At 75.7% G+C, this 19,723-nt stretch carries 24 protein-coding genes and 1 pseudogene; 12 read left to right on the forward strand and 13 right to left on the reverse strand.

The features are described from left to right. Positions 1 to 12 precede the first annotated feature (12 nt). A complete protein-coding gene (locus ACFPK1_RS17850; protein ID WP_378022286.1) occupies positions 13 to 387 on the forward strand; it encodes an NUDIX domain-containing protein in 375 nt (124 codons plus the stop codon). Here the strand turns inward: ACFPK1_RS17850 and ACFPK1_RS17855 are convergent. Both ACFPK1_RS17855 and ACFPK1_RS17860 read right to left on the reverse strand, forming a co-directional pair. Continuing rightward, positions 384 to 941, reverse strand: a complete 558-nt coding sequence (locus ACFPK1_RS17855; protein ID WP_378022411.1) for a class I SAM-dependent methyltransferase — start codon at positions 939 to 941, stop codon at positions 384 to 386. The two genes, ACFPK1_RS17850 and ACFPK1_RS17855, sit on opposite strands and share 4 nt — an antisense overlap. A gap of 28 nt (positions 942 to 969) precedes the next feature. Further along, positions 970 to 1,320, reverse strand: a complete 351-nt coding sequence (locus tag ACFPK1_RS17860) for a hypothetical protein (protein WP_378022287.1) — start codon at positions 1,318 to 1,320, stop codon at positions 970 to 972. 89 nt (positions 1,321 to 1,409) lie between these two features. Between ACFPK1_RS17860 and ACFPK1_RS17865 the strand changes: the two genes are divergently transcribed. Beyond that, complete coding sequence (locus tag ACFPK1_RS17865; RefSeq protein WP_378022288.1) at positions 1,410 to 2,330, forward strand: diacylglycerol/lipid kinase family protein; 921 nt, start codon at positions 1,410 to 1,412, stop codon at positions 2,328 to 2,330. A gap of 478 nt (positions 2,331 to 2,808) precedes the next feature. Beyond that, positions 2,809 to 3,063 (forward strand): WhiB family transcriptional regulator, encoded by a 255-nt coding sequence (locus ACFPK1_RS17870; protein WP_133824458.1) that lies wholly within the window; start codon positions 2,809 to 2,811, stop codon positions 3,061 to 3,063. 208 nt (positions 3,064 to 3,271) lie between these two features. Here ACFPK1_RS17870 and ACFPK1_RS17875 read toward each other — a convergent pair whose 3' ends face one another. Further along, entirely contained in the window at positions 3,272 to 4,756 is a 1,485-nt protein-coding gene (locus ACFPK1_RS17875; protein WP_378022412.1) for a sensor histidine kinase, read from the reverse strand. Between the two features lie 77 nt (positions 4,757 to 4,833). On the opposite strand from ACFPK1_RS17875, the gene ACFPK1_RS17880 reads away from it, so the two are divergent. Beyond that, positions 4,834 to 4,908, forward strand: coding sequence for a 50S ribosomal protein bL37 (locus ACFPK1_RS17880; RefSeq protein ID WP_378022413.1), 75 nt, complete (start codon positions 4,834 to 4,836; stop codon positions 4,906 to 4,908). Between the two features lie 63 nt (positions 4,909 to 4,971). On the opposite strand, the gene rsrA is transcribed toward ACFPK1_RS17880, so the two are convergent. Further along, complete coding sequence (gene rsrA / locus ACFPK1_RS17885) at positions 4,972 to 5,310, reverse strand: mycothiol system anti-sigma-R factor (RefSeq protein WP_378022289.1); 339 nt, start codon at positions 5,308 to 5,310, stop codon at positions 4,972 to 4,974. Continuing rightward, entirely contained in the window at positions 5,307 to 5,939 is a 633-nt protein-coding gene (locus tag ACFPK1_RS17890) for a sigma-70 family RNA polymerase sigma factor (protein WP_378022414.1), read from the reverse strand. Before ACFPK1_RS17890 ends, rsrA begins: the two co-directional genes overlap by 4 nt. 318 nt (positions 5,940 to 6,257) lie before the next feature. On the opposite strand from ACFPK1_RS17890, the gene ybaK reads away from it, so the two are divergent. Continuing rightward, entirely contained in the window at positions 6,258 to 6,776 is a 519-nt protein-coding gene (gene ybaK, locus ACFPK1_RS17895; protein WP_378022290.1) for a Cys-tRNA(Pro) deacylase, read from the forward strand. Here ybaK and ACFPK1_RS17900 read toward each other — a convergent pair. Beyond that, positions 6,763 to 7,203 carry a hypothetical protein gene (locus tag ACFPK1_RS17900; protein WP_378022291.1) on the reverse strand — a complete coding sequence of 147 codons (441 nt, stop codon included), beginning with the start codon at positions 7,201 to 7,203 and terminating at the stop codon, positions 6,763 to 6,765. The two genes, ybaK and ACFPK1_RS17900, sit on opposite strands and share 14 nt — an antisense overlap. Positions 7,204 to 7,406: 203 nt before the next feature. Between ACFPK1_RS17900 and ACFPK1_RS17905 the strand changes: the two genes are divergently transcribed. Then, positions 7,407 to 7,580: a hypothetical protein gene (locus ACFPK1_RS17905; RefSeq protein ID WP_378022292.1), complete on the forward strand. Its 174-nt coding sequence runs from the start codon at positions 7,407 to 7,409 to the stop codon at positions 7,578 to 7,580. Between the two features lie 35 nt (positions 7,581 to 7,615). On the opposite strand, the pseudogene ACFPK1_RS17910 reads toward ACFPK1_RS17905, so the two are convergent. After that, positions 7,616 to 7,888, reverse strand: a pseudogene (locus ACFPK1_RS17910) (epoxide hydrolase N-terminal domain-containing protein); the annotation flags it as partial. A gap of 63 nt (positions 7,889 to 7,951) precedes the next feature. Between ACFPK1_RS17910 and ACFPK1_RS17915 the strand changes: the two are divergent. Then, positions 7,952 to 8,902 (forward strand): helix-turn-helix transcriptional regulator, encoded by a 951-nt coding sequence (locus ACFPK1_RS17915; protein ID WP_378022293.1) that lies wholly within the window; start codon positions 7,952 to 7,954, stop codon positions 8,900 to 8,902. Here ACFPK1_RS17915 and ACFPK1_RS17920 read toward each other — a convergent pair. Continuing rightward, entirely contained in the window at positions 8,895 to 9,932 is a 1,038-nt protein-coding gene (locus ACFPK1_RS17920; protein WP_378022294.1) for an NAD(P)-dependent alcohol dehydrogenase, read from the reverse strand. The genes ACFPK1_RS17915 and ACFPK1_RS17920 overlap by 8 nt on opposite strands. Before the next feature lie 77 nt (positions 9,933 to 10,009). Here ACFPK1_RS17920 and ACFPK1_RS17925 point away from each other — a divergent pair, with 77 nt between their 5' ends. Further along, positions 10,010 to 10,585: a TetR/AcrR family transcriptional regulator gene (locus tag ACFPK1_RS17925; RefSeq protein WP_378022295.1), complete on the forward strand. Its 576-nt coding sequence runs from the start codon at positions 10,010 to 10,012 to the stop codon at positions 10,583 to 10,585. Here ACFPK1_RS17925 and ACFPK1_RS17930 read toward each other — a convergent pair. Both ACFPK1_RS17930 and ACFPK1_RS17935 read right to left on the reverse strand, forming a co-directional pair. Next, positions 10,582 to 11,196, reverse strand: coding sequence for an alpha/beta hydrolase family protein (locus tag ACFPK1_RS17930; RefSeq protein WP_378022296.1), 615 nt, complete (start codon positions 11,194 to 11,196; stop codon positions 10,582 to 10,584). The two genes, ACFPK1_RS17925 and ACFPK1_RS17930, sit on opposite strands and share 4 nt — an antisense overlap. After that, positions 11,193 to 11,987: an SOS response-associated peptidase gene (locus ACFPK1_RS17935; protein WP_378022297.1), complete on the reverse strand. Its 795-nt coding sequence runs from the start codon at positions 11,985 to 11,987 to the stop codon at positions 11,193 to 11,195. Before ACFPK1_RS17935 ends, ACFPK1_RS17930 begins: the two co-directional genes overlap by 4 nt. Positions 11,988 to 12,042: 55 nt before the next feature. Between ACFPK1_RS17935 and aroA the strand changes: the two genes are divergently transcribed. After that, positions 12,043 to 13,362, forward strand: a complete 1,320-nt coding sequence (gene aroA, locus ACFPK1_RS17940; protein WP_378022298.1) for a 3-phosphoshikimate 1-carboxyvinyltransferase — start codon at positions 12,043 to 12,045, stop codon at positions 13,360 to 13,362. Positions 13,363 to 13,366: 4 nt separating this feature from the next. Further along, a complete protein-coding gene (gene rsgA / locus ACFPK1_RS17945) occupies positions 13,367 to 14,404 on the forward strand; it encodes a ribosome small subunit-dependent GTPase A (protein WP_378022299.1) in 1,038 nt (345 codons plus the stop codon). A 6-nt stretch (positions 14,405 to 14,410) separates the two neighbouring features. Here rsgA and ACFPK1_RS17950 read toward each other — a convergent pair whose 3' ends face one another. Both ACFPK1_RS17950 and ACFPK1_RS17955 read right to left on the reverse strand, forming a co-directional pair. Continuing rightward, positions 14,411 to 14,836 (reverse strand): ester cyclase, encoded by a 426-nt coding sequence (locus tag ACFPK1_RS17950; RefSeq protein WP_378022300.1) that lies wholly within the window; start codon positions 14,834 to 14,836, stop codon positions 14,411 to 14,413. 89 nt (positions 14,837 to 14,925) lie between these two features. Next, complete coding sequence (locus ACFPK1_RS17955; RefSeq protein ID WP_378022301.1) at positions 14,926 to 15,537, reverse strand: nucleoside/nucleotide kinase family protein; 612 nt, start codon at positions 15,535 to 15,537, stop codon at positions 14,926 to 14,928. A 38-nt stretch (positions 15,538 to 15,575) separates the two neighbouring features. Here ACFPK1_RS17955 and ACFPK1_RS17960 point away from each other — a divergent pair, with 38 nt between their 5' ends. Both ACFPK1_RS17960 and ACFPK1_RS17965 read left to right on the forward strand, forming a co-directional pair. Beyond that, positions 15,576 to 16,814, forward strand: coding sequence for an FAD-binding domain-containing protein (locus ACFPK1_RS17960; RefSeq protein WP_378022302.1), 1,239 nt, complete (start codon positions 15,576 to 15,578; stop codon positions 16,812 to 16,814). A 20-nt stretch (positions 16,815 to 16,834) separates the two neighbouring features. Continuing rightward, entirely contained in the window at positions 16,835 to 17,632 is a 798-nt protein-coding gene (locus ACFPK1_RS17965) for a DUF5710 domain-containing protein (protein ID WP_378022303.1), read from the forward strand. Between the two features lie 111 nt (positions 17,633 to 17,743). Here the strand turns inward: ACFPK1_RS17965 and ACFPK1_RS17970 are convergent, their stop codons facing one another. After that, a complete protein-coding gene (locus ACFPK1_RS17970) occupies positions 17,744 to 19,678 on the reverse strand; it encodes a hypothetical protein (protein WP_378022304.1) in 1,935 nt (644 codons plus the stop codon). Between the last annotated feature and the right edge of the window lie 45 nt (positions 19,679 to 19,723).

Consider the following 19,723-nt stretch of genomic DNA (forward strand, 5'->3'; position numbering starts at 1 on the left):
CCGCGGACCCGGATGGCCGCCGGCGTCCTCGTCCGCGACGGGCGGGTGCTCCTGGGCCTGCGCCGCGCCGACCGCGCCTCCCACCCCGGCGTGTGGGACCTGCCGGGCGGGCACGTCGAGCCCGGCGAGTCACCGCCCGCCGCGGCCCGCCGCGAGCTGCGGGAGGAACTGGGTGTCGACGCCGGGCTCGGGGCGGCCTGGCGGGTGCTGACCGACGGGGCGGACGAGCTCTCCGTGTGGCTGGTCCGGGACTGGACCGGCGAGGTCTGCAACGTCGCCGACCACGAGCACGAGCGGCTGGGCTGGTTCACCGCCGCGGAGCTGTCCGCGCTCGACCTGGCGCACCCCGCCTACGTCGCTTTGCTCACCGAGGCGCTCGGGACCTAGCGTCCGGCGCGGAACCGGAACGACCGCTCGCCGGCCTCGGCGGAGGCGTCGAGGAAGCCCGCGTCGCGCAGCCGGTCGGGCATCGTCGCGGGGTCGACGACCACCATCGTGTCGCCGACGTGCAGGAGCCGGAAGCGCAGGCTCAGCACGCTGTCCGACCCGGCGAACACCCCGCCCGGGCGCAGCACGCGGGCCGCCTCGGCGAACACCTTGTCCTGGTGGGCCGGCGAGGGGACGTGGTGGAGCACGGTGAAGCAGACGACGACGTCGAAGCTCGCGTCGCGGAAGGGCAGCCGGGCGCCGTCCGCGGTGTGGACCTCGACCCGGCCGGCCATCTCGCGGTCCAGCGCGGTCGCGAGGCGGGGGTCGACCTCCACCGCGGTCAGCGGGCCCGTCCGCCCGACCAGCCACCGCGTCGTCACGCCGTAGCCCGGACCGATCTCCAGGACGTCGCCGCCGAGGTCGAGGTCCTCGAGCGCCCACGGCATCACCTGGCCGTGCATCCGCTCGGCCCAGCGGTCGGAACGGCACAGTCGGCGGTGCATCACGTTCATGGCCACGTGTGCCGAACCTACTGGGGAACTACCGCTCCGCCCATGCGCGCGCGGGCGCGCACAGCAGGCCGTAGAGCACCGCCGCCGCGGCGATCATCACCGGGAAGCCCCACTCGGGGCGCTGGGAGGGCACGGCGGCGTAGAACCCGCAGCCGAGCGTCAGGAGCTGGGCGACCAGCGCCGGGCCGCGGGCGCCCCGCTCGCCGCGCAGCAGCAGCACGGACACGACACCGAGCCCGAGGGCCAGGAGCACGACGAATCCCCACACGGCGAACCCGACGCCCGCGGTGGCCAGGAGCACCGCCACGACGACGCCGACGACACCCTCGGCGAGCACGCCCAGGGCCGCCAGGAGGACGGGTCGGGGCGGGGACGTCACGCCATCAGCCTAGGGAGCGCCGAGAGATGGGCGACATCCCGGGACCACACCCCCCGAACGGAGAGGGCACGGCGTCTACGGTGAGCGCCGTGCGTGCGCTGCTCGTGGCCAATCCCTCGGCCACCACGACGACGGCGGCCGGTCAGGACGTCATCGCGCACGCGCTCGCGAGCGAGATCAAGCTCGACGTCGTCGCCACCCGCTACCGGGGCCACGCCGCCGAGCTCGCCGCCCGGGCCCGCGCGGAGGCCGTCGACCTCGTCATCGTCCTCGGCGGCGACGGCACGGTGAACGAGGCGCTCAACGGCCTGCTCGCCGACGGCCCGGGCGAGGGCGTCCCGGCCCTGGGCGTGGTGCCCGGCGGGTCGGCGAACGTCTTCGCGCGCGCCCTGGGGCTGCCCCGCGAGCCGCTGGAGGCCACCCACACGCTGCTGGGCGCCCTCGCGGAGGGCCGCTCCCGCACGGTGGGCCTGGGCCGCGCCGACGAGCGGTGGTTCAGCTTCAACGCCGGGCTCGGCTGGGATGCCGACGTCATCGCGTCGATGGAACGCGCGCGCGGGCGCGGCCTCGACGCGACGCCGACGCGCTACGTGGCGACCTCGATCCGCCGCTGGACGCGCACCCGCTTCGACCCGCCCGACCTCACCGTCGAGATCGCGGGCGAGGAGCCGGTGAGCGGCGTGCGGCTGGCCATCGTGTCCAACACCGACCCGTGGACCTACCTGGGGCCTCGCCCGGTGCGCACGAACCCGGGCTGCTCGTTCGACGGCGGCCTCGGCCTGTTCGCGCTGAGGTCGGTGGGCCTGCCGACCGTCCTGCGCCTCGTGCACCAGGTGCTGCGCCAGGACGGCGCCTCGGGCCTGAAGTCCGTCGTGTCGCGCGACGACGTCCCCGCCCTGCGGATCACCAGCGACGAGCCGGTCAACCTCCAGGTCGACGGCGACCACCTCGGACAGCGCAGCGATGTCGAGTTCGTGGCCGTCCCGGAGGCGCTCCGCGTGGTCGTCTGACGCCGATTCCGGGCCCGTGTCAAACCCGTGTGAAGGCCGACGGGCGGTCAGTGGCCATCTGAATCGAGTCCACCTGCTGCCGCTCGTCGTGGGGTCACGGACGGGTGGACGGTTCGTCGTGCTGTAATCGTCGCTCGTCGCAGCCGGGCGGTCATGACCGTCCGCGCAATTCCACTCACCGACCGAGTTCGCCCGCCGAACCGCTTGGCACTCGATCTCCCAGGGAACGTCCTGCAGATTGAGTCGCATCCCCCGCAAATGCCGGGACGGACGCACGGCCCCCACGGGGGTCGGCGCATCCGGACCGGTCGGGTCCGTCGTTCGACACGCGAGCGACGGGCGGGAGATCGGGCGACAGTGAGTGTCCCTGATCTCCGTTGGCAGGTCACGGCGCCACACCGGAGTCGTGACAAAGGTCGGGAACGACGACCACGACCGGTGCGCTCCCCGAGGCGCACCCACCGAGGAGCTCAGAACGATGGACTGGCGGAACGACGCTGCTTGCCGCGACGAGGACCCGGAACTGTTCTTCCCCGTCGGCACGAGTGGCCCCGCGCTCTCCCAGATCGCGCGTGCGAAAAGCGTCTGCCGGCGCTGCCCGGCGATGACCGAGTGCCTGAAGTGGGCGCTGGAGTCCGGTCAGGACGCCGGCGTCTGGGGCGGAGCGAGCGAGGACGAGCGCCGCGCGCTCAAGCGTCACGGCGTGCGCCCCGAGGTGCACACCGGATTCTGATCCGGATCGAGGACGCCAGCTCCCCGGCGTCCTCCCCGGGTCGGACGACCACGACCCCGGCGCACCCTCGAGCACGCTCCCCGCGCCGGGACCGGGCCGGACGCTCGCTCCCCACGCGTCCGTCCCGGACCCGCAGGACCACACCCACGCAGGCCCCGGAGCCGTCCCCCGAAGACGGCGCCGGGGCCTTCGTGCGTCGGGGGTCTCGTCAGCGTCCACGGTGCTGCAACGGCACCCGCAGGACCGCGCGGGTGCCCGCGTCCTCACCCGGCAGGATGCGCAGGGCGCCGGCGAGCTCGGAGTCGACGAGCGTGCGCACGATCTGCAGCCCGAGGCCCGGGGCGCGCTCCAGCGAGAACGTCTCGGGCAGCCCGCGGCCGTCGTCGCGGACCTCCACCTCGAGCTGCGCGGCCGTGCGCGACGCGGCGATCACCACGGTGCCCGAGGCCCCCTCGGCGAAGCCGTGCTCGAGGGCGTTGGCGACCAGCTCGGTGAGCACCATGACCAGCGGCGTCGCCATCACCGCCGGCAGCACGCCGACCTCGCCCTCGCGGCGCATGGCGACCCGGGCGGCCAGTCGGGTGAGGTCGTTCATCATCGGCAGCACGCGGTCGAGCACCTCGTCGATGTCGACCTTCTCGTCCACCGACGCGGCCAGCGCCTCGTGCACCAGCGCGATCGAGGCGACGCGGCGCACCGACTCGGTGAGCGCCTCCTGGGCCTCCGCGTGCGGCGTGCGGCGGGCCTGCAGGCGCAGGAGCGCCGCGACGGTCTGCAGGTTGTTCTTCACGCGGTGGTGGATCTCGCGGATCGTCGCGTCCTTGCTGAGCAGGGCACGGTCGCGCCGGCGCACGTCGGTGACGTCGCGGACCAGCACCAGGGCACCGCTCGGCACGCCCCGTGGATGCAGCGGCAGGGCGCGGAGCACCGCGGTCGCGCCGTGACCCTCGAGCTCGGCGCGCTGGGAGGGGGTGCCGGCCAGCGCGCCGCGCACGTGCTCGGCGGCGTCGGCGCCCTCGAAGGCGTCGTCGGCGACCTCGCGGACCACCGCGGCGAGGTCGACGCCCACGAGCTCCTCGCTCCAGCCGAGACGGTGGAAGGCGGACGCGGCGTTCGGGCTCGCGTAGAGCACGCGGCCCGAGGTGCTGATCCGCACCAGCCCGTCGCCCACCCGCGGCGACGAACGGCCCTCGTCGCGCCCCTCGGCGGTCGGGAAGGTGCCGTCGGCGACCATCTGGCACAGGTCCGCGGCGACCGCGGTGTAGGAGATCTCGAGCGTGCTCGGTACCCGGGGCGCGGCGAGGTTCGTGTCGCGGCCCAGGACGGCGACGACCTCGGACGCGTCGGGCGACCGGACCGGCACCACCTCGCGCCGCACCGAGCGGCCCCGGTGCCAGCGCGGCTGGTCCTCGCGGCGCAGGGTCGTGTCGGCGAAGGCCCGGTCGAGCTGCGGGTGCTGGCTGGCCGGGGCCCGCACGCCGACCATGTCCTCGGGGTGAGCGGTCGCCGTCGTCGTCGGGCGACATTGTGCGACGCACAGGAGGTCGCCCTCCTCGCCCCGGACCCACAGCAGGAAGTCGGCGAACGACAGGTCCGCGAGGAGCTGCCACTCGGCGACCACGCGCTGGAGGTGGGCCGCCGCGGCCCCGGACAGCGCGGTGTGGGCGGCCAGGAGGTTCGACAGCGTCGACACCGGGCGGCCGCGGTTCCCCACGGCGATCATCCAACCACCGTGCCGTCCGGGCAGGTCGCCCGTGGGACGATGGACGCATGTCGAAGCGCGCGCGCCAGAAGCGGGACCGCAAGAAGAAGAGCAGCAACCACGGCAAGCGTCCCCACGCCTAGCCGGTCTGCCCCTGACACACGAAGGGCCCGTCCGCCGCGGCGGACGGGCCCTTCGTCGTGCGCTCAGGCCTTCCAGGACTCCACGCGGGTCTGGTTGACCTCGACCACCGTGCCGCCCGGGCCGCGCTCGACGGTGACCTCGGCCTGCTCGAGCACCGTCGCACGGATCTGCTCGCGCAGCCGCTGGTGCAGGCCGGCGGGCGCGTGCTCGCCGCGGCAGCTGCGGCTCAGCAGCGTCTTGACCTTCTCCTCGAGCCCGTAGCGCGCCAGGCAGGGCCCGCACTCGTCGAGGTGGCGACGCAGCTGGGCGTCGCGGGCCTCGTCGCACTCGTGGTCGAGCAGGAGCCAGACCTCGGCGAGGACCTCGGAGCAGTCGGTCTCGTGGTGATTCCCGCAGCTCATCGCCGGGCCCCCTCTCCGGTGGTCACCGTCTGGCCGTCGTTCCGGGCCGCCTGACCGTCGCGGATGAACCCGCGGTCGCGGGCGGTGTCGGTGAGCGCCTCGCGCAGCTGGCGGCGCCCGCGGTGCAGCCGCGACATCACGGTGCCGATCGGCGTGCCCATGATCTCGGCGATCTCCTTGTAGGCGAACCCCTCGACGTCGGCGAGGTAGACCGCCATCCGGAAGTCGTCCGGGAGGTTCGACAGCGCGTCGCGGATGTCGTTGTCCGGGAGGTTCTCCAGGGCCTCGGCCTCCGCGGAGGGCAGCCCGGCGCTCGAGTGCTCACCGGCCTGGGCGAGCTGCCAGTCGGTGATCTCCTCCGTGGGCGACTGCTGGGGCTGGCGCTGCCGCTTGCGGTAGGTGTTGATGTAGGAGTTGGTGAGAATCCGGTACAGCCACGCCTTGAGGTTGGTGCCGGGCCGGAACGAGGCGAACGACGAGTACGCCTTCAGCACCGTCTCCTGCACCAGGTCCTCGGCGTCGGCCGGGTTCCGCGTCATCCGCAGGGCCGCCCCGTAGAGCTGGTCGACCATCGGCATGGCGTCGCGCTCGAAGCGCGCGGCGCGCTCCTCGGGCGTCTCGGTCGTCACGTCGACGGCCTCGGCGTCGGGCGCCCCGGGCGCACGGTCGTCGGTCTCGTCGGGGGTCTCAGGAGTCACAGCCCTCGCCGCGTCGGCCACGGGGCTCCCTTCGCGCCGCGCCACGGGCGCGGTCGGGACGTCGATGAATCCCGAGGAGACTACCCGCGTCGGGCGCAGGGCATCCGGACCCGCGGACGACGTCACGCCGTCGAACGGCGTCGCGGCGGTCGGGACGGCCGTCCCGGCCTCCGCCATCGTCAACAGTGCTGGCATGTCCGGCTCAACGCCGTGCCGATGGGCGGGATTCCCGGTCTAGGCTCGCCCGCCGTGGCGCAGGAACACGGAGCGCGGCGGAGCCGGACCGGTCCACGGCCGGCGGCGTCGACCCCGGCCCTGGCGGCGCTCGACGAGGCCGGGATCGCGTACACGACCCACCCGTACACCGCCCCGGGCCGCTCCGCCTACGGCACCGAGGCCGCCGAGGCCCTGGGCCTCGACCCGCAGCGCGTGCTCAAGACGCTGGTCGCCGAGGTCGACGGGACGCCGGTGCTCGCGATGGTGCCGGTGTCGGGGACGCTCGACCTGAAGGCGCTCGCGGCCGCGCGGGGCGGCAAGCGGGCGGTGATGGCCGACCAGACGGCCGCCCAGCGACTCACCGGCTACGTCGTCGGCGGCATCGCCCCGCTCGGCACCCGCCAGGCGCTGGACGTCGTGATCGACCTCTCGGTGGCCGAGCACGCGAGCGTCTGGTGCTCGGCCGGCCGCCGGGGGCTGCAGATGGAGCTGGCCCCCGACGACCTCCTCGCCGCGACGGGCGGCGAGCTCGCCGAGATCAGTGCCCGCTGAAGAACACCCGCAGGTCGGTGACGACCGCGTCCGGCACCTCGAGCACCGCGAAGTGCCCGCCGCGCTCGTGGCGGCTCCAGTGCACGATGCCCGTGTTGTCCCGCTCGGCGAACACCTTGATCGTCTGGAAGTCGTCGGCGAACACCTGCACGCCGGTGCGCGCGGCGCTCACCCGCGGCTCGGCCCCGGAGTGCGCCTCCTCGAAGTGGTAGCGCACGGCGCCCGCGGCGGTGTTCGTGAGCCAGTACAGCGAGACCTGGGTGAGGATCTGCTCCTCGGTGACCAGGCTGGTGCCGTTGCCGAAGGAGTTGAACAGCTCGTCGTAGGCGAGCTGCGCGACCGGTGAGTCGGCGAGGCCCACCGCCACGGTCTGGGGGCGCGAGCCGTTCATCTGGTTGTAGCCGCCGACCTTCTGGAACCACTGCATGTGCTCGAGGCCGGCGTAGTCGGCGGGCTCGAGGCGCTCGAACTCCGACGGGTCGCCCGACGGGAAGCTGAACAGCTGCAGGACGTGCAGCCCGAGGAACCCGGGCGGGTCGAGCAGGCCCAGCTCGCGGGCGACGAGCGCCGCCGTCGCTGCCGTGCGCGCCGTAGGTCTCGTAGCCGATCCGGCGCATCAAGGTGTCGTAGGTGCGGGCGACCCGGGCCATCGTCCAGCCGCGGTCGGCCACCGGCGTCGAGAACCCGAACCCCGGCATCGACGGGACGACCACCGAGAAGGCGTCCTGCGCGCGCCCGCCGTGGGCGACGGGGTCGGTGAGCGGCCCGATGACGTCGAGGAACTCGGCGAAGGACCCCGGGTAGGTGTGCAGCAGGAGCAGCGGCGTCGCGTCCGCCTCGGCCGAGGGCACGTGCACGAAGTGGACGGTCTGGCCGTCGATCTCGGTCAGGAAGTTCGGCACCGCGTTCATCCGCTTCTCCTGGGCGCGCCAGTCGAACGTCGTGCGCCACCGCTCGACCATCGCGGCGAGGTAGTGGTTCGGGGTGCCGTAGTCCCAGTCGTCGCCGGGGGCGGGGCGCGGCAGGCGGGTGCGGGCGAGCCGGTCGGCGAGGTCGTCGAGGTCGGCCTGAGGGACGTCGACGACGAACGGGGTGATGTCTGCGCTGCTCATGGGGAGAACGGTAGGAGCCAACCAGGCACGTTCCCTTCCTTGTTCTCCGGCAGAATCCGTCCGGTGCGCGACACCTCGGCCCGGATGCTGGCCCTCCTCTCGCTGCTGCAGTCGCGACCCGACTGGCCGGGTCCGGAGCTCGCCGGGCGCCTCGGCGTGAGCGTCCGCACGATCCGCCACGACGTCGCCCGCCTGCGCGAGCTCGGCTATCCCGTCGACGCCGCGACCGGGCGCGCGGGCCGCTACCGCCTGGGGGTCGGGGCGTCGCTGCCGCCGCTGCTGCTGGACGACGACGAGGCGGTGGCGGTCGCCCTCGGGCTGCGCGCCGGCACCGGCCTCGCCGGGACCCGCGAGGCCGGCGAGCGGGCGCTCGCGAAGCTCGACCGGGTCCTCCCCCACCGCCTGCGCCGCACCGTCGCCGCGCTCACCGCGGCCACCGCCCGCGGGCCGGAGAACACCGCCTCGGACGCGCCCGACCCCGAGGTCGACCCGGCGCTCCTGCGGACCGTGGCCGAGGCGATCCGCGACCGCACCGCGCTGCGGGTCGCCAGCGCCGACGGGCCCACCCGCCTGCTCGAGCCCTACCGGCTGGTGAGCTGGGAGCGGCGCTGGTACGTGGTGGTGCGGGACCCGGCGCCCGGTGCGTGGACCGTGCTGCGCGCCGACGGGCTGGCGCTGCGGACGCCGGGCGGGCCGCGCTTCTCCCCCGTCGACCCGCCCGAGGACCTCACCGACCTGGTGCTGCGCGAGGTGGCCGCCGCGGGGTGGTCGGTGCACGCGCGGATCGTCGTGGCGGCCCCGGCGTCGGAGGTGCTGGCGCGGATCAACCCCGCGGTGGGCGTGGTCGAGCCTCGCGACGCGCACAGCTGTGTGCTCGTCACCGGCGCCGACAGCGTCGCCACCCTCGCGGCCTACGTGGGCATGCTCGACCTCGACTTCCGCGTCGAGGGCCCGCCGGAGCTGGTGGCGCAGCTGCGCGCGACCGGCGAGCGCTACCTGCGGGCGGTCACCTAGGCATCTCCACCACGAACCGGAAGCGGACGTCTCCCTGACCGAGCCGGTCGAGGGCCTCGCCGAGGCGGTCGGGGCCGACGACCTCGACGTCGGCGACGATGCCGTGCTCGGCGGCGACGTCGAGCATCTCGCGGGTGGCGGGCACGCCGCCGCTGCCGGTGCCCGCGATGCGCTTCTCGCCGACGACCAGGCTCATCGGGTCGATCTGCAGGGCCTGCGGCGGGATGCCGGCCAGCACGTAGGTGCCGTCGACCGCGAGCGCGTGCAGGTAGGGCGCGAGGTCGAGCGGGTGGCCGGTGGTGTCGAGGAGGAGGTCGAAGCGCCGGGCCTGGCGGGCGAGGGCGTCCGGGTCGCGGGTGAGGACGACGTCGTCGGCACCCAGCGCCTTGGCCGCGTCGGCCTTGGCCGCGCTGGTGGTCAGGGCGACGGTCTCGGCGCCCAGCGCGTGGGCGAACTTGATCGCCAGGTGTCCGAGGCCGCCGACCCCGACGACGCCCACCGTCGTGCCGGGACCCGCGCCGAAGCGCCGCAGCGGCGCCCAGGTCGTGATGCCCGCGCAGAGCAGCGGCGCGGCGCCCGCCGGGTCGAGGCCGGCGGGCAGGGCGTACACGAAGTGGCGGTCGACGACGATCTCGGTGGAGAACCCGCCCTGGGTGATCCCGCCGGACACGCGGTCCTCGCCGCCGTAGGTCAGCGTCGGGAAGGCCTCGCAGTCGTTCTCCCGCCCCGCGCGGCACGGTGCGCAGGTCCGGCAGGAGTCGATGATGTTGCCGACGGCCACGCGGTCGCCGGGGGCGAGGTCGGCGACCTCCTCGCCGGTCGCCGCCACGACGCCGGTCATCTCGTGGCCCGCGACCAGCGGGAACGCGGCGGGGTCGCCGGCGGCGAGGGCGTGGCGGTCGGTGGCGCAGACGCCGCAGTGGGTGACGCGGACGACGACGTCGCCGGGGCGCGGGTCGCGGCGGGCGAAGGACCAGGACCGCGGGGCGTCGCCCGGGGCGTGGGCGGCCCATCCGGTGACCTGACGCATGGTGCTCTCCTGACGGACAAACCAGTTGGTTACTTCCGACCGTAGCACGTAACCGACCAGTTGGTTACTCTTGTCGCGTGCCCAGGGACGGAGCGGCGACCCGCCGCCGGCTGCTCGACGCCGCGACCGCGGAGTTCTCCCGGTACGGCATCGCCGGCGCGCGCGTCGACCGGATCGCCGAGGCCGCGGAGGCCAACAAGGCGCAGATCTACGCGTGGTTCTCGTCCAAGGACGGGCTGTTCGACGCGGTGTTCGCCGAGCACCTCGCGCTGATCGTCGACCTCGTCCCCTTCGACGCGACCGATCTCGCGGGCTACGCGGTCCGGCTCTACGACGCCTACCTGGACGAGCCGTCGGTGATCCTGCTCGCGACGTGGGCGCGCCTGGAGCGGGTGCCGACCGGCGACCTGCTCACCACCGTCGCGCGCGACGTGGCCGCGAAGCTCGACGCCGTCCGGTCCGCGCAGGCCGCCGGGCTCGTCGACCCCGACCTCGACCCGCGCGACGTCTACTCGATGGTGATCTCGCTGTCGATGTCCTGGTCGCCGGCCGCCACCGTGGTCGCGGCCGCCCCCGGCGACCCGGTCGCCGACCACGAGCGCCGCCGCACGGCCCTGCACGCCGTCGCGCGCCGGGCGTTCGCGCCGGGCTAGACGGTCTCGCGCGCGAGCACCGTCTCCAGCCAGGGACCGACGGCGGCGGCGACCGGCCCGCGGGCCTTCAGCGAGTGGTCGCCCGCGAGGACGACGACCTCGCGGGTGGGAGTCGGCTCCGGGATGCCGAAACGGTCGCGCTCGCCCGACACGGCGAGCACCGGGACGGTGACCGCGTCGATCTCCGGGCCGCGGTCGGCGCGGGTGCCGTCCCGGCGCACGGGCGCGAGCAGCGGGAAGGCGAGCGCGAGCACGGCGACCGGACCCAGCGCGCCGGCGCCGCGGCAGGCCACGCGGGCGCCCGACGACCGCCCGCCGTGCACCTGCGGGACGCCCGGCACGGCTGTGGTCAAGTGCTCGACGACGGCCGCCCACGCCGCGTCGAGCTGCGGGGCCGGGGCCGGCGCCTTCCGCCCGGCCGCGCGGTAGGGCTGGAGCACGCGCGCGACGGCGAGCCCGGCGTCGCGGGCCGCCGAGCGCGCGCCGAGCAGGTCGGGCGCCTCGACCCCGCCGCCGGCCCCGTGCCCGAGGACGAGCAGTCCGCGCGGGGCGCCCCCGGGCTCGTCGAGGTGGACCTGCGCGGGGCCGTGCGGCGTGTCGACGGTGATCACTGGGTGGCCGGCACGTCAGCGTTCGCATCCAGGTCGAGCTCGAGTCCCTGCTGCTCGGGCTCGTCGTGGCTCTCCTCGAGCAGTTCCGGGCCGTGGTTCTTCACGTTGTTGACCAGGGTGCTCACCTGGCGCAGCTCGAACGACGCCAGCAGCTCGGGCGGGGGCGGCTCGAGCAGGCCGGTCGGGTCGTCGTTGTCGGGGTCGAGCCAGGCCTTCCAGCGCTCGGCGGGCAGCACCAGCGGCATCCGGTGGTGGATCTCGGTGAGCGGGCCGGCGGCGTCGATGGTGACGACCGTCGTGCTGATCAGCGGCGCCGTGCCCTTCGGCGCGTCCTTGGGGCGCCAGGTCTCCCACAGGCCGGCGAAGGCGAGCGACTTCCCGCCCGGCAGCGTGATGAAGTACGGGACCTTGCGGCCGCCGGGCCCGTCGCGCTGCCACTCGAACCAGCCGTCGGCCGGGAGCAGGCAGCGACGCCCCTTGACCGCGCGGCGGAACGCGGGCTTGCTGGTCAGCGAGTCGGACCGCGCGTTGATCATGCGATTGCCGATCTTCGGGTCGTCGGCCCACCCGGGCACCAGTCCCCAGCGCATGGGACGCAGGCTGCGCTCGAGGCGCTGCGGGTCGGCCGTCCCGCTCGCGTCGCGCGGGTGCCGGTCGACCACCCCGATGACCGTGGTGGTCGGCGCGACGTTGCGATCGGGACCGGGCCACGCGCCGTCGGTGGCGTCGACGGCGTCGAACTCCTCGGCGAGGGTGGCCGGGTCCTTGGCCTGGCTGTAACGGCCGCACATGCCCCCATCCTGGCACCGGACACCGACACGGGTCGGGGCGCGAGAGGATGGGCCCATGAGCGTGACCGACCAGCCCTGGGCCGCCCCGACCGCCGACGCCCCGGTGCGGGGCACGGTGTCGGTGCCGGGGTCGAAGTCGGTCACCAACCGGGCCCTGGTGCTCGCGGCCCTGGGCACCGACGGCGTCACCCGCACGGTCCGCGGCGCCGCCCGCTCGCGCGACACGACGCTGATGGCCGGCGCGCTGGCCGCGCTGGGCGCCACGGTGACCACCACCGACGGCCGCGCGGGCACCCTCGACCTGGCCATCACCGCCCCGGCGGCGTTCCACGGCGCGCACGTCGACTGCGGCCTCGCCGGCACCGTGATGCGCTTCGTCCCGCCGCTGGCCGCGCTCGCCGAGGGGCCCGTGGTGCTCGACGGCGACCCGCGGGCCCGCGAGCGGCCCATGGGCGGGATCGTCGCGGGCCTGCGCGGGCTCGGCGTGACCGTCACCGGCGAGGCGCTGCCGCTGACCGTCTCCGGGGGCCCGCACCCGCCCGGGGGCGAGGTCACCGTCGACGCGTCGGCCTCGAGCCAGTTCGTCTCGGGCCTGCTGCTCTCGGGCGCCCGCTACGCGCGCGGGGTCACCGTCACCCACGCCGGCGAGCGCGGCGTCCCGTCGCTGCCGCACGTCGCGATGACGGTGGCGATGCTGCGCGCCGCGGGCGTGACGGTCGCCGAGGAGGCCGCGCGCTGGCACGTCGCCCCGGGTCCGGTCACGGCGCCCGGGGTGCTCGACGTCGAGCCGGATCTCTCGGGCGCCGCGGTCTACCTGGCCGCCGCGGCCGCCACGGCGGGCGAGGTGACGATCGCGGGCTGGCCCGACACCGATCTGCAGCCCGGCGCCGCGGTGCGGCGCGTGCTGGAGGCGTTCGGTGCGCGGGTCACGCTGTCCGCCGACGGGCTCACGGTGCGCGGGCCCGACCGGCTGAGCGGGGTCGACGTCGACCTGCACGAGGTCAGCGAGCTCACGCCCACCGTCGCCGCCCTGGCCGCGCTCGCCGCGCGCGACGGGGCGTCGTCGCGGCTGCGCGGGGTCGGGCACATCCGCGGGCACGAGACCGACCGCCTCGCCGCCCTGGTCGCCGAGCTCGGCACCGTGGGCGCGCGGGTCGCCGAGACCGAGGACGGGCTGGAGATCGCCCCGGCGCCGCTGACCGCGCCGACGCGGCCGTGGCAGGCCTACGCCGACCACCGGATGGCGACGGCCGGCGCGATCGTCGGGCTCGTCGTTCCCGGTGTGACGATCGACGACGTCGCCGCCACCACGAAGACCCTCCCGGACTTCGCCACCGACTGGCCCGAGCTCGTCGGCGCCGGGGTGGGGGTCTGAGGCGGTGCCGCCGAGCGGATCCCGGGGCGGCGGGCGCGGGTCGACCTCGCGGCTCGACGAGTCCGACGTCCGGGTCCGGCCGGGGCGCGGGACGCGGCCGCGCAGCAAGCGACGTCCCGAGCACGCGGACGCGACGGAGGCGATGGTCGTCGGCGTCGACCGCGGCCGGTGGACCTGCGCGCCCGACGAGGACCCGCAGCGCCGCGTGGTCGCGATGCGCGCCCGGGAGCTGGGCCGCACGCCGGTGGTGGTGGGCGACCGGGTGGGGCTCGTCGGCGACGTCTCGGGGGGCGAGGACGCCCTCGCGCGGATCGTGCGGGTGGCCGAGCGCAGCAGCGTGCTGCGGCGCACGGCCGACGACACCGACCCCTACGAGCGGGTGGTCGTCGCCAACGCGTCGCACCTGGTGATCGTCACGGCGCTGGCCGACCCCGTCCCGCGCACCGGGTTCGTCGACCGCGCCCTCGTCGCGGCCTACGCCGGGGGCCTGGAGCCGGTGCTGTGCCTGACGAAGGCCGACCTCGCCGACCCCGCGGAGTTCGCGGCGAACTACGCGGCGCTCGACCTCACCGTGGTCGTCACCCGGGCCGACCGTGACCCCGAGGCGCTGCGCGAGGTGGTCGCCGGCCGGGTGTCGGCGCTGATCGGGCACTCCGGGGTCGGCAAGTCGACGCTGGTGAACGCGCTGGTCCCGGACGCCGACCGGGCCGTCGGCGAGGTCTCCGGGGTGGGGAAGGGCCGGCACACGTCCACCTCGGCGGTCGCCCTCGCGCTCCCGGAGCTCGACGGCTGGGTGATCGACACCCCGGGCATCCGGTCGTTCGGCCTCGCCCACATCGCCCCGGACGACGTGGTCGCGGCGTTCGGCGACCTGGCCGCGGCGATCGAGGACTGCCCGCGCGGGTGCGGCCACCTCGGGCCCCCGGCCGACCCGGAGTGCGCGCTGGACGCGGAGGTCGCGGGCGGGCGCCTGTCCCCCGCGCGGCTGGAGGCGCTGCGCCGGGTGCTGGAGGCGCTGCGCACGCCGTCGTGGGAGACGTGACGCGGGTCAGGCGGGCGCCGGCACCACCCCGAGCTGGACGAGCATGCCGAGGATGTCCTGGTGGTGGCGGTTGGCGATCAGCATGCCGTCGCGCCAGGTCTGCCACATCGTCGACCACATGACGAACGAGCGGCCGGTGGGCGGGATGGTGGTGGCGCCGGCCGCGAGCGGGCCGGACTGGGTGCCGCGCCAGACGATCTCGAGGACGGCGGTGTCGCCGTCGGTGACGATCCGCTGGATCTCGCCGGTGACGTCGGGGACGCCGGTGCGCCAGTCCTGCAGGGCCGTCATGATGTCGTCGACACCGGTGAGGACGCGTCCCGTCGCGGGCTCCTCGTAGACCGAGTCGGCTCCGGTGATCGCCCGGAGGGCGTCCCAGTCGCCGCGGTTGAAGTCCTCGATGCCCTGGCGTGCCTGCTGCTCGATGCCCATGACCCCAGCCCCTCCTGTGTTGTGGGTCACATCAGGATGGTCCTGCGCCCGGTCGGGGTGGCACCACCGAACGTGGCCGGTGCTGGTGCTCACGGGTGATCCGGGCCCTCGGTGACGACCACGTCCGCCCGATGGGCGGTGGCGGCGATGGCCCGGGCGTTCGCCGCGTCGCTCCCGTCGGCGCGGGCGACGGCCTCGGCGTGGCTGCGGCCGTGGCGCTCGTGGCGGGCGATGAGCCGGGCGCGGCGCACGTCCTCCTCCGGCGCGACGAACCACACCTCGTCGAGCAGCGCCCGGATGCCGTCCCACGGCGGCTCGTCGATGAGCAGGTAGTTGCCCTCGGTGACGACGACGAGCGCGTCGGGCGGCACCTCCAGCGCGCCGGCGATCGGCTCCTCGATCTCGCGGCGGAACTCGGGCGCCCAGACCGTCGCCTCCCGGGACCGGACCCGGTCGAGGAAGGCGACGTAGCCGGCGGCGTCGAACGTGTCGGGGGCGCCCTTGCGCTCGCGGCGGCCGAGCCGGTCGAGCACCGAGTTCGCGAGGTGCCACCCGTCCATCCCCACCACCGCCACCTCGGGGCCGGCCAGCGACGCCGCGAGCGTGGACTTGCCCGCGCCCGGGCCGCCGACGATCCCGAGCAGCCGTCGGCGGCCGTCGGTGCGGGCGGCGGCGAGGAGGTGGTCGACGGTCGCGGTCATGGTGCGCATGATCGCCCAGGACGGGGTACCGCAGGGAGGTGCAGCTCCCCGTCCCCGAGCCGGGACCCCAGGCCGCGGTGGCGTTCGTCCGTGACCACCTCGCGGACCTCGCGTGCGACACCCCCGCCGCGTCCGGCTCCTTCCGCGGCGGGCAGGGCGCCGCCGACGCGGCCCTGGCCGCGCTCGACGTCACCGGCTACGCGGGGCGTCGCAACCAGGTCCTGCCCGAGTCCCGGCGCGGGGCCTCGCGGATGTCGCCCTACATCCGCCACCAGCTCGTCGACCTGACCGTGCTGTGGGACCACGTCGCCGACGCCCCGGCGAACGACCGGCGCAAGTACCGCGACGAGCTGACCTGGCAGGAGTACACCCGGCACCTCTACGCCCGCTTCGGTCGCGACGGCGAGCCGGCGCTGCGCGAGGAGCTGCGCGCGACCCCGCCGTCGCCGCCCGAGCCCTGGGACGAGCCGTGGCCGCGGGACATGGCGTGCATGGACGCGACCCTGGAGGAGCTGCACACCGACGGCTGGCTGGTCAACCAGACGCGGATGTGGCTGGCCAGCCAGTGGACGGTGCGCGCGGGCGCCCGGTGGCGCGACGGCGAGGAGGTGTTCTTCACCCACCTGCTCGACGGGTCCCGCGCGGCGAACCGGCTCAACTGGCAGTGGACGACCGGGGCCGGCAACGGGAAGGCGTACGCGTTCTCGCGCTGGCAGGTCGAGAAGCGGGCGCCCGCCCTGTGCCGGGGCTGCGCGCTGCGCGACGCCTGCCCCGTGCAGTCGTGGCCGTCCGACGAGCGCACCCTGCGCGTGCCGGCGTCGGAGCTGCTGCGCGGCGACCCCGACCCGGAGGTGACGGCGGGGCCCTCGCTGCCGACGTCCGGCGATGTCGACGCCGTGTGGCTGACCGCCGAGTCGCTCGGCGACGCCGACCCGGCCCTCGCCGCACACCCCGACGTCCCGGCGGTGTTCTGCTTCGACGAGCCGCTGCTGCGGCGGCTCATGCTCTCGGGCAAGCGGCTGGTGTTCCTCGCCGAGACCCTCGCCGACCTCGCGACGCGGCGGCCCGTCGAGATCCGCCGCGGCCGGGTGGCCGACGAGCTCGCCGGGCGCCGCCTCGCGGTGACCTTCGCGCCGGTGCCCGGCTTCCGCCGGCGCGCCGCCGAGCTCGAGCCGGCCGTCGTGCACCCCTGGCCGTGGCTGTTCCGGCCGCGCGCCGGGCGGATGCAGTCGTTCACGGCGTGGCGCAAGGGCATGCCGGCGCAGCCGGACCGCTGACCGTGCCAGGCTGAGCCATGGTGCGGGAGCAGCAGCCGTGGCTGGACGTGCCGTTCGGGGAGAAGGACGAGGCCAAGGCCGCCGGCGCGCAGTGGGACTGGCGCGCCAAGCGCTGGTACGCCCCCCGGCCCGGGATGCCCGAGCTCGCGCGGTGGCTGCCGGCACCGGCCGACGTGCCGGAGGACCTCGCCGACGTGGCCGACGTGGCCGACGGGACCGACGTGACCGACGTGACCGACGTGGCCGACCTGGCGGATCGTGGTCCTGCTCTCGATCTCGGCGGGCGCTCCCTGCCGGCGGGCGCCGAGGGCGAGGTCCGGCTCGCCGAGGCGTTGCGAGGGCTGACCGAGGCGGGACCGCTCGCGCAGCGCCGCCCGCCGTGGCGGGTGCTGCACGCCGTGCCGATGGGCCCGGGCTGCGGCGACATCGACCACGTGCTGCTCGGGCCGCCGGGGTTGGTCACCGTGAACACCGAGCACCACCACGGGCGGACGGTGCGCGTCGACGGCGACCGGATGACCGTCGACCGCAAGCCCGTCGACCACCTCCCCCGCGCGCGGGAGGAGGCGGAGCGCGCCGGGCGGCTGCTCGCGGCGGCCCGGCGGGACGAACCCGGGACGGCGCCGCCCGCCGTGGGTGCGCTGGCCGTGGTGGCGGCGTCGGTGACGACCGCGTCGGCGCCGCCGGGCGTGCTCGTCGCGACCCCGGTGGGCCTGCCGCGGCTGATCACCGCGCTGCCCGCGGTGCTGGCGGACGGCGAGATCGACGAGCTCTACGCCGCGGCGCGGCGGCTGGGGACGTGGACGCGGGAGCTCTGAGGGCGGGTCAACGCCCGCCCGATCCCCCGCGACCCGCCCGCGACGAGCGCCGTCCCCGCCAGGGGCTCTCGCGTCGGGCTCGTCGGGGCGGCCTCGCACGGCGCCCGGGCGCTAGAAGGGCGGCGGGTCGGGGTCGTCGAGCAGGGAGCGGCGTCCCGGTGGTGGCCGACCGGGCGGTGCGTCGGGAGCGGGTGTCTCCACGTGCGGCGGAGAGGGGTCGTTCTCCCACATCGGCCCGTCGTCGGCGTACTGATGCGGCTCCGCGCGCGAGGGCGTGGCCGGCGGACGGGGTGCAGGAAGATCGTCGACGACCGGGCGCGGCGGGCGGTCGTACGTGTGCCCGGTCGGGCTCGTCCAGGTGAACCAGCCGGGCCGGGGCTGCTCGAGGCGCCAGCCCTGGTCCTTGAGGTCGTGGTCGTGGCCGCACGCCGGGCCGAGGTTCGCGCCGACGGTGAGCCCGTGCTCGAGCACCGAGAGGGTGTGGTCGATCTCGGACTCGAGCGCCGAGGCACCGCACGGCGGGAACACGCACGAGCGGTCGCGCATCGTGATCCAGCGCCGCAACGCCGCGGACGGGAACCGGGCCAGGGCCTCCCGGGCGCGCCGGCGCCTTCGCGCGGCCGCGCGCTCCCACCCCGCCGCGTCCGTTCCGCGGAAGTGACCGAACGGCGTGAGCCCGACGAGGGCACCAGGCTCCTCCGCGCTGCGTTCCTGCGCCGCCTGCTCGTGCGTCGCCCGCTCCTCGGCCTCCCGCGCGGCCCGGTCCTCGGTGCGCGCGGTGCGCCAGCAGGCGAGCTGGTGGCGAAGGTCCGCGATGAGTCGCGTCCAGCCGGGATGGTCGCCCGGATGCAGGCCGTCGAGCACCGCCTCGCTGACGTGCAGCTCGACCACCGGGCGGGGCGCGCTCTCGATGGGCGGCTCCTGCGGCGTGGTGGAGGTCTGGTCCGGGCGGTGCCGGGTGATCAGCGCGGCGACCAGGGCCCCGGTCCGGTCGGTGACCGCCACCCGCCACTCGGCGTCGCCGTGGGAGGCGGCGAGCTCGCGGGCGGTGCCGGCCGGGATCACGCCCCATCCGGGCAGCCGGGCCGGGCGGTCGTCGATCTGCAGCAGCGTCGCGAGACCCACCCGCAGCTCGAACCGGGACTGCCGCGTCGGGCGCCGCCCACCGGCCGAGGCCGGGGGATCGTCCGGCGGAGCGCCGGCGGGATCGGGCGTGCGACGCGGCTGGGGGTCGTCCGGCAGCGCCGCGGCGAGCACCGCGTCGATGATCTGGTCGTCGGTGGCGCCCGCGTTGGCGGGGTGGAACACCGCGAGCACGACGTCGGCCCGGATGGTCTCGATCAGCCCGGCGCGGCCCGCGGCCTGGGCCCGCGCCGCCAGCGCGTTGACCCGGCGGGTGAAGCTGACCCCGCCGGGCAGCGGCAGGTCCATCGCCGAGATGTTCACCGTGCCGGCCTCGGTGCACCGCGCCCGGACCCGTCGTTGGCGTCGGTGCTTGCGATAGAGGGTCTGCGCCCACTCCGGGTCGAGGGCCTTGGCCCTCGCCTGCACCTGGTCGATCAGCCGCGAGGGGGTGAGCGTCCCCGCCTCGTCGACCAACCCGTCGATCACCTCGCGGGCGTGCTCCTCGGACAGCGCCGCGGTGCCGCGCACCAGGATGCCCACCCGCTGCTCGTCGATCAGACCCGCCCGCCACGCCGCGCCGAGCCGGGTGTGGCGCTCCGCGGCCTCGGCCAGATCGAGGATGCGCCCCACGGCCGTACGCGACGCCGCGAGCACCACCCGCAGCTCGTCACCCGCCGCCGGCACGTCGACCTCGGCCCGGCCACCCGGCTCGTCGGGGTCGGCCAGCGACGCCTCCCGCGCCGCGAGGTGGAAGCGCGCCTGCTGGTGGGCGAGCTGGCGGCGCTGGGCGGCCAGCAGCCGCACCGTGTCGTACGGCGACACCCGCGTGGGATCGATGCGTTCGAGCACGACGGCGAGCGCGGCGCCGGCGGGGAGCTCCTCGAGCTCCGCCGGCACCTCGTCGTAGTCGTGATCGAACATGTGTTCGATGATACTGCGCACCCCCGACACCGCGGGGGCACTACG

It is taken from the genome of Actinomycetospora rhizophila (assembly GCF_042657905.1).
Taxonomy (GTDB): domain Bacteria; phylum Actinomycetota; class Actinomycetes; order Mycobacteriales; family Pseudonocardiaceae; genus Actinomycetospora; species Actinomycetospora rhizophila.